Here is an 8,355-nt window from a genome sequence, read left to right as displayed (position 1 = left end):
GATCTTCGGGGTCGAGGGCGTTTCGGGCGTTTTTTTCGGCACCGATTTTGTGACGGTGACCAAGGGCGATGCGATCGAATGGGACGTAATCAAGCCCGCGATCCTTGGCGCGATCATGGAGCATTTCCAATCGGGCCAGCCGGTGATGCAAGGCGCGGCGCAGGCCGGTCATGCCGAGCACGACGGCCCCGATTCCGAGATCGTGAACCAGATCAAACAGCTGTTGGATACGCGCGTGCGTCCGGCGGTGGCGCAGGATGGCGGCGACATCACCTTTCACGGTTTTGAACGCGGCGTGGTTTACCTGCATATGCAGGGCGCTTGCGCCGGTTGCCCGTCTTCGACCCTGACCCTGAAAATGGGCATCGAGAACCTGCTGCGCCATTACATCCCCGAGGTGACCGAGGTGCGTCCGGTTGCCGCCTGATCCATTGATCCTTGGCTTTGACACATCGGCCGCGCATTGCGCGGCCGCTTTGTTGTCAGGCAACCGGGTCATCGCATCGCGGCACGAGGACATGGCCAAAGGTCAGGCCGAGCGCCTGATGCCGCTGCTGGAACAGGTTCTGGCCGATGCGGGCGTTCAATGGTCGGATCTGGCCGGTCTGGGCGTTGGGGTCGGACCGGGCAATTTCACCGGCATCCGCATCGCCGTTTCGGCCGCGCGCGGTCTGGCGCTGGGGCTAGGCATTCCCGCCGTCGGGGTCAGCATGTTCGAGGCGCTGGCGCTGGATCAGCCCCGGCCGCTGACCGCGCTGGTCGATGCGCGGCGCGATATGGTCTATGCGCAAGACTTCGAGACCGGGCAAACCGCCGCCCCGCGTCTGATCGCCCGCAGCGATCTGAACAACCCGTGGCCGCTGGTCGAAACCCTGCCCGAGGCCACGCTGGCGGTGCATATCGCCCGCATCGCCGGGGATCGCATTCAAGAGGGCGGCGAGATTGCCCGCCCGGCACCGCTGTATCTGCGGGCTGCGGATGCTGCACCGGCCTCGGACCCGCCGCCGGTGATCCTGCCATGACACCCGACGATCTGGCGCGCCTTCATGCCGCCTGTTTCACCGCCCCGCGTCCGTGGAACGCGCAGGAATTCCGCGATCTGTTGACTGGCCCCGGTTGTTTTCTGGTGACCGAAGATGCCGGGTTTGCCCTGGGTCGGGCGCTGGCGGGCGAGGCCGAGTTGCTGACCATCGCCGTCGATCCCGCCGCCCGACGTGGCGGCACCGGGCGCCGCCTGATGGCGCGATTCGAATCCGAAGCCCTGACGCGCGGCGCCGATGAGGCGTTTCTTGAAGTCGCCGCCGATAATACCGCCGCAATCGGCCTGTATCTTGGCGCCGGCTTCGCGCAGGCCGGGCGGCGCAAGGGCTATTACCAGATGCCGCAAGGGGCCGCGATTGACGCGCTGATCCTGCGCAAACCGCTGGGAACGCGCGCAAGCGGCTAGGGTTGCCCCCATTCCCGGCTGCCGGATTTGACAGCACAGGCCGAAAGCACCCCGCCGGACAGCCACAATATCTGACCGAACCGCGACGCCGGGGCTTGCAGGCCTTTGGTTTTCGGCACTAGGGATAGGAATGCAAATTTACCTGCCCGTCGCCGAAGTCTCGGTCAATTTGTTTCTGCTGCTGGGCCTTGGCGGCATCGTCGGCATTTTGTCAGGCATGTTCGGGGTCGGAGGCGGCTTTCTGATTACGCCCCTACTGTTTTTCATCGGCGTTCCGCCCGCCGTGGCCGTGGCCACCGGGGCGAACCAGATCGTTGCGTCGTCGGTCTCGGGCGTATTGGCACATCTTCAGCGCAAGACCGTGGATTTGCGGATGGGCTCGGTCCTGTTGATCGGTGGCCTGATCGGGTCGGGCTTTGGGATCTGGCTGTTCAATCTGTTGTCGCGGCTGGGTCAGGTCGAGCTGCTGGTGACCCTGTGTTACGTGGTGTTTCTGGGCATTATCGGCCTGCTGATGCTGGTCGAGGGCCTGCGGGCGCTGCGCCGGGTGCGCTCGGGCGCGCCGGCCAAACGGCGTCAGCGTGGCTGGATCCATGCGCTGCCGCTCAAGATCAAATTCCGCGCCTCGGGCCTGTATCTGTCGGTGATCCCGCCGCTGATCGTGGGTGCTGCGGTCGGGGTTCTGGCGGCGATCATGGGAGTCGGCGGTGGCTTTATCATGATTCCGGCGATGATCTATCTGCTGAACATGCCGACCAAGGTGGTGATCGGAACCTCGCTGTTCCAGATCATCTTTGTCACCGCCTTCACCACGCTGATGCATGCGATCACCAACCATACGGTCGATCTGTTCCTTGCGGTCATCCTGTTGCTGGGCGGCGTTGTCGGCGCGCAATTGGGCAGCCGGATCGGCGTCAAACTGAAGGCCGAGCAACTGCGCATCCTGCTGGCGCTCTTGGTGCTGTCGGTCTGCGGCAAGCTGGCGCTGGACCTGTTGCTTGAACCGCACGAACTGTATTCCATCGCGGCGGGAGGCCAATGATGTTGCGTCTTCTGCTTGTCGCCCTCATGTCGCTGTTGCCGCTGCGCGTCGCCGCGGCCGAGGAAATCGTCGCGGGTCTTAGTCAGGCGCGGGTGGCGATCACCGCCGATTTCTCGGGCACCGATATTCTGATTTTTGGCGCGGTCAAGCGCATCGCCCCGGCCCCGATCGAACCACCCCTTGGCGTCATCATCACCGTCGCCGGGCCGCCGCAGACCATCACCGTGCGCCGCAAGGACCGGCGCATGGGCATCTGGGTCAACGCCGACTCGCGCGCGATCGGGAACGTGCCCAGCTTTTACGCCGTGACCTCGTCCGGGCCGCTGGATCAGCTGTTGGCGCCCGATGCCGACGCCCGCTATCACATCTCGGCGCCGCAGTTCATTCCCGCGGGCACCGACACCTATTTCGGCGACGCCCTGCTGCGCATCCGCGAGGACGAGGGCGCGTTCAAATTAACCCCGGGCGGCGTCAGTCTGGACGAGGACACGCTGTTCCGCACCGCGATCACCCTGCCCGCCAACCTGACCGAAGGCCTGTATACCACCCGGATTTTCCTGACCCGAGGCGGTCAGGTCATCGACAGCTATGCCACGTCGATCAATGTCTCGATGGTCGGGATCGAACGCCTGACCTTCAATCTGGCGACCGATCAGCCGCTGATCTATGGCCTGCTGTGCGTGGCAATCGCTGTCTTTGCCGGTTGGGGCGCCGCGACGGTGTTCCGCCTGATCCGGGGCTAGGCCTAGCCGCGCCCGATATAGGGCATCGTCGTCGCCATCACCGTCAGCCACTGCATATTCGCCTCGGGCGGCAGATTGGCCATGTGCTGAACCGCTTCGGCGGCGTGGCGGACATCCATCGTCGGCTGAACCGGCTTGCCTTCGGCCTCAAGCCGCGCGGTCAGTTCCTCGACCAACTCGGTGCGGGCATTGCCGATGTCGATCTGGCCGCAGGCGATACCATAGGGCCGCCCGTCCAGCGACAGCGATTTCGTCAGGCCGGTGATCGCGTGCTTGGTGGTGGTATAGCAGACCGAACCGGGGCGCGGATTATGCGCCGAGATCGAGCCGTTGTTGATGATCCGCCCGCCCTGAGGCTGTTGTTGCCGCATCTGCCGGAACGCGGCGCGGGCGCACAGGAACATGCCGTGCAGATTGACCAGCATCACCTGTTCCCAATTCTCGACCGAGATTTCGTCGATCGGTGCCTGCTGGCCGAACATCCCGGCATTGTTGAACAGCACGTCCAGCCGCCCGGTCATGGCGGTGAACTGCCGGAACGCCGCATCGACCGCATTGGCGTCGGTGACATCGGCGGGCAAGACATGCGCGTTGGGGCGGCCTTCGGCCACGGTCTCAAGCCGGTCCTGCCGCCGCGCCAAAAGACCGACCTGCCAGCCATCGTTCAGGAACAACCGCGCCACGGCGGCGCCGATGCCGCTGCTGGCGCCGGTGATCAGGATTGTCTTAGCCATCGTCCAGTGCCTCCATTTTCAGGGCTAGGGGCGTGGGAGCCGCCCGCAGATCGTCCACCGTCAGCGGCCCGCTTGGCCGCGCCAGACGGGCGCGCGTGACCCAGAACAGCCGGTGCTCGGCCCGGGTAATGGCAACATAGGCCAGCCGTTTCCACAAGGGTTGACCGGCTTCGACCCGGCCCATACGGGCGGCGGCCCACAGATCGGGGGAAAAGACCTGAACGTTTTCCCATTGCGACCCCTGCGCCTTGTGGATCGTCACCGCCGCGCCATGCAGGAACGCCGCGCCCATGTTGGCGGCAAAAGGGATGAACGGTTCTTCCTCGTCGGGCAGTTCGATCTTGATGATCGACGCGGCCGAGACCTGAGGATCCTCGGCCCCGATCACATGCAACCGCGAGAACCCGGGCCGCTTGCCCGGCCCCAGATAGATCACCTGAGCGCCCTTGATCAGGCCGCGTGCCTCAAGATCCAGCCGCTTCTTGCGATGCTTCAGCGGCAGTTCGATCCCGTCACAGATCAGCGGCTCACCCGGCAGCAAAGCATCCGCAGGCGCGTCAAAGGCCGCGCGGAAGGCGTGGATCAGCCGGATGCGCGTCGCGTTGCGCCAGACCAGAACCGGCGAGCGCGCCATCAGGTCGCTTTCGACCCGACCGGCCAGCACCACGCGGTCATCCTGCGCCGCCTTTTCGCCGACCATGCGTTCGAAATCCTCAAACCTCAGCGCGGGATCGGACAGCGCATGGGCCAGATCAAGGATCGGGTTGTCATCGGCCTGCCGGTGGATGCGATGCAGGATCAGCTTGCTGGGCTCGGGCAGCGTGTCGAACACCATCTGACCCGACTGGTTGACCGGGGCCAATTGTGCCGGATCGCCAAAAATCACCAGCGTCGGAAAGATTTCCTGCAAGTCCTCGAATTGGCGCACATCCAGCATCGAGGACTCGTCAACGAACCCGATATCCAGCGGTTCCTCGCGCCGTTTCCAGCCCTTGATGAAATCGCTGCCACGCAGGCCCGCCGCCGCCAGCGCACCGGGGATCGACTTGTTATTCTGGTAAAACGCATAGGCCCGGTCCAGCGCGATTTCGGTCAGGCCTTCGATGGTCGGACGGTCGCCATTGCCCGCCAGCCATTCAGCGATTTTCTCGTATTCGGGATCGTAAACCGGGGTGTAGAGAATGCGGTGAATGGTGGTGGCGGGCACGCCACGGGTGCGCAGCACGCTGGCCGCCTTGTTGGTCGGCGCCAGAATGGCCAGAGTGCGGCGATCCTTGCGGCGGCGGCCCTCGTAATCGCCCGAGACCACATCCACACCCGCGCTTTCCAGCGCCTCGTAAAGCTTGGCCAGCAGCATGGTCTTGCCGGACCCGGCCTTGCCGATCACCGACAGAACCGTGTTGCCCTGCCCCTCGGCCCGAGGGGTCAGCGTGTCGTTTTCAAGGTCAACGCCAATGCCGCGCAAGGCCTCGGCCACGCGGTCATAGGCATCTGCCTGATCGTCGGAAAATTGCAGTGCAGGAACGGACATGCGGCGACCCTATCCGCCCGTCCCGACCGGCGCCAGACCCGTTAATGCCCCTTCGTGACCTTGCCGGTGCCGCGCCGCTGGCCGAACTCGGGCGACGAGACCCGGATCGTCGCGCCGATCTCGCGACAGGCGACATCCACCGCCTGATCCAGTTCCTGCGCCAGCGCCGGCATCCCGTTTTGCCGGGCGAAACTTCTCAGATCGTCCAGCACGTCAAGTATCCAGTCGTTCACCTTGGAGCCTCCCTTTCCCTGCGCCCCAATACAACCATAGCGAGTATTAACCGCCTGCATAGCCCCCTTTCACCAGCCGGAACATGAAAAACCCCGCCGCTGCGGGATGCAGGGCGGGGTTCGCAATGTCGCGTCGGGAAAAGCGGGCTTACTTGCCGGCTTCCAGAACGTCCTCAAGCGTGCGCAAACCGGTGCGCGGTGCCTGAACCAGCACGGCCATGTTGCCGGGCTTGTGTTCGTTGCGCAGCATCTTGGTGTGGGCCTTCGGGATTTCATCCCACGGGAACACTTCGGACATGCTGGGATCGATACGGCGTTCGATCATCAGCTTGTTCGCCGCCGCAGCCTGTTTCAGGTGGGCAAAGTGGCTGCCCTGCAACCGCTTCTGGTGCATCCACATATAGCGCACGTCGAAGGTGCAGTTGAAACCGCTGGTGCCGGCGCAGATCACGACCATGCCGCCTTTTTTCACCACAAGGGTCGATACCGGGAAGGTGGCCTCGCCGGGGTGCTCGAACACCATGTCGACGTTCACGCCCTTGCCGGTGATATCCCAGATCGCCTTGCCGAATTTACGCGCTTCGGTGAACCAGTCTTTGTATTCCTGCGTGTTGACCTTCGGCAATTGGCCCCAACAGTTGAAATCCTTGCGGTTCAGCACACCCTTGGCGCCCAGAGACATCACGAAGTCGCGCTTGTCCTCATCCGAGATCACGCCGATCGCATTGCCGCCAGCCGCGTTGATCAGCTGGATCGCGAACGAGCCCAGACCGCCCGACGCGCCCCAGACCAGAACGTTCTGGCCCGGCTTCAGCTCGTGCGGGTGGTGGCCGAACAGCATCCGGTAAGCAGTGGCCAGCGTCAGGGTGTAACAGGCCGATTCTTCCCAGGTCAGGTGCTTGGGACGCGGCAGAAGCTGCTGCGCCTGAACGCGGGTGAACTGCGCGAACGACCCGTCGTTGGTCTCATAGCCCCAGATCCGCTGGGTCGGCGAGAACATCGGGTCGCCGCCGTTGCATTCCTCGTCGTCGCCGTCGTCCTGGTTGCAGTGGATAACCACTTCATCGCCGACTTTCCAGGTTTTCACCTTGTCGCCAACGGCCCAGACGATACCGGCCGCATCCGAGCCAGCGATATGATACGGTTGCTTGTGACCGTCGAACGGCGAGATCGGCACACCAAGGCCAGCCCAGACGCCATTATAGTTGACGCCTGCGGCCATAACCAGAACCAGAACCTCGTGGCTGTCGATCTGCCAGGTATCCACGACTTCGACCTGAAACGACTGTTCGGGTTCGCCATGGCGGTCCCGACGAATGGCCCAAGCGTACATTTTCTGCGGAACATACCCCATCGGAGGCATTTCGCCGATTTCATACAGCTCTTTCTCAGGGGCGTCGTAGGACAGAACGTCGGTTTTGGTATCGAGCGCCATCAAAGCCTCCATAATATGTTACAGTTTCGTGCCGCATCGCAGAATCAATCCGGCGTTTCATCCGGGAAGTAAATGCGTTTGCGCAACATTGCAACCATCCGATGGTCTGTTTTGTAATTTTATGTCTCTGTTTTATATAGGGGGGCTGAAATCTCTTACAATTTCAGCACAGCGGCGAATTCTCTGCATCTGCGCGGTGGCGCCGCGTTGCAGCGAATTGACATTGGCATAATGTTTTAAGTATCACTACCCGAACGTAATAAAATTGCCGAAGCTGATTCACGAGGCCCGACATGACCGAGACCAAAAAAGACCGCCCCTGGCTGTTCCGCACCTATGCCGGGCATTCGACGGCCAAGGCCTCGAACGAACTGTATCGTGGCAACCTTGCCAAGGGCCAGACCGGCCTGTCGGTGGCCTTCGATCTGCCGACCCAGACCGGCTATGACAGCGACCATGAATTGTCGCGCGGCGAGGTCGGCAAGGTCGGTGTGCCGGTGTCGCATCTGGGCGATATGCGGGCGCTGTTCGATCAGATCCCGCTGGAACAGATGAACACCTCGATGACGATTAACGCTACCGCGCCGTGGCTGTTGTCGCTGTATATCGCCGTGGCCGAGGAACAAGGCGCCGATATCAGCCAGTTGCAAGGCACGGTCCAGAACGACATCATCAAGGAATACCTGTCGCGCGGCACCTATATCGCCCCGCCCAAGCCCAGCCTGCGCATGATCACCGATGTCGCCGCCTATACGCGCGAGCATCTGCCGAAATGGAACCCGATGAACGTGTGTTCCTATCACCTGCAAGAGGCCGGGGCGACGCCGGAACAGGAACTGGCCTTTGCGCTGGCCACGGCCACCGCCGTTCTGGACGACCTGAAGGGCAAAGTCGCCCCCGAGGCCTTCCCCGACATGGTGGGCCGGATCTCGTTCTTCGTGAACGCGGGCATCCGCTTCATCACCGAGATGTGCAAGATGCGCGCCTTTGTCGAACTGTGGGACGAAATCACCCGCGACCGTTACGGCGTCGAAGATCCGAAATTCCGCCGCTTCCGCTATGGCGTTCAGGTCAACAGCCTTGGCCTGACCGAGCAGCAGCCTGAAAACAACGTCTACCGCATCCTGATCGAGATGCTGGCCGTGACCCTGTCGAAAAACGCCCGCGCCCGCGCCGTGCAATTGCCCGCG

9 protein-coding genes and 1 pseudogene are annotated in these 8,355 nt (G+C 63.0%); 6 read left to right on the top strand and 4 right to left on the bottom strand.

The window, feature by feature from the left end:
- The 5 genes from ABYW26_RS07080 to ABYW26_RS07060 all read left to right on the top strand — a co-directional run.
- A partial coding sequence (locus tag ABYW26_RS07080; protein ID WP_372604075.1) for a NifU family protein occupies positions 1-427 on the top strand: 427 nt, incomplete at its 5' end.
- Positions 417-1,022, top strand: coding sequence for a tRNA (adenosine(37)-N6)-threonylcarbamoyltransferase complex dimerization subunit type 1 TsaB (gene tsaB, locus ABYW26_RS07075; RefSeq protein ID WP_372604074.1), 606 nt, complete (start codon positions 417-419; stop codon positions 1,020-1,022). The genes ABYW26_RS07080 and tsaB, both read left to right, overlap by 11 nt.
- The gene (locus ABYW26_RS07070; protein ID WP_372604073.1) at positions 1,019-1,447 is read left to right on the top strand and encodes a GNAT family N-acetyltransferase; all 429 of its coding nucleotides are present in this window, start codon (positions 1,019-1,021) and stop codon (positions 1,445-1,447) included. The genes tsaB and ABYW26_RS07070 overlap by 4 nt, the downstream gene beginning before the upstream one ends.
- Positions 1,448-1,577: 130 nt before the next feature.
- Positions 1,578-2,489, top strand: coding sequence for a sulfite exporter TauE/SafE family protein (locus tag ABYW26_RS07065; RefSeq protein ID WP_372604072.1), 912 nt, complete (start codon positions 1,578-1,580; stop codon positions 2,487-2,489).
- Entirely contained in the window at positions 2,489-3,232 is a 744-nt protein-coding gene (locus ABYW26_RS07060) for a TIGR02186 family protein (RefSeq protein WP_372604071.1), read from the top strand. Before ABYW26_RS07065 ends, ABYW26_RS07060 begins: the two co-directional genes overlap by 1 nt.
- Positions 3,233-3,234: 2 nt before the next feature.
- Here ABYW26_RS07060 and ABYW26_RS07055 read toward each other — a convergent pair whose 3' ends face one another.
- The 4 genes from ABYW26_RS07055 to ccrA all read right to left on the bottom strand — a co-directional run bounded on the left by ABYW26_RS07055 (position 3,235) and on the right by ccrA (position 7,165).
- Positions 3,235-3,966, bottom strand: coding sequence for an SDR family oxidoreductase (locus ABYW26_RS07055; RefSeq protein ID WP_372604070.1), 732 nt, complete (start codon positions 3,964-3,966; stop codon positions 3,235-3,237).
- Positions 3,959-5,497 (bottom strand): ATP-dependent RecD-like DNA helicase, encoded by a 1,539-nt coding sequence (locus tag ABYW26_RS07050; RefSeq protein WP_372604069.1) that lies wholly within the window; start codon positions 5,495-5,497, stop codon positions 3,959-3,961. The genes ABYW26_RS07055 and ABYW26_RS07050 overlap by 8 nt, the downstream gene beginning before the upstream one ends.
- Positions 5,498-5,538: 41 nt before the next feature.
- Entirely contained in the window at positions 5,539-5,730 is a 192-nt protein-coding gene (locus ABYW26_RS07045) for a hypothetical protein (protein ID WP_372604068.1), read from the bottom strand.
- Between the two features lie 148 nt (positions 5,731-5,878).
- A complete protein-coding gene (gene ccrA, locus ABYW26_RS07040; RefSeq protein WP_372604067.1) occupies positions 5,879-7,165 on the bottom strand; it encodes a crotonyl-CoA carboxylase/reductase in 1,287 nt (428 codons plus the stop codon).
- A gap of 290 nt (positions 7,166-7,455) precedes the next feature.
- On the opposite strand from ccrA, the pseudogene ABYW26_RS07035 reads away from it, so the two are divergent.
- Positions 7,456-8,355, top strand: a pseudogene (locus tag ABYW26_RS07035) (methylmalonyl-CoA mutase family protein); the annotation flags it as partial.

This window comes from Actibacterium sp. (assembly GCF_041584535.1).
In the GTDB taxonomy this organism is placed as follows: Bacteria; Pseudomonadota; Alphaproteobacteria; order Rhodobacterales; family Rhodobacteraceae; genus Actibacterium_D.
Note: the sequence above shows the minus strand (reverse complement) of the source record. Positions and strands in the feature narration are given on the sequence as shown.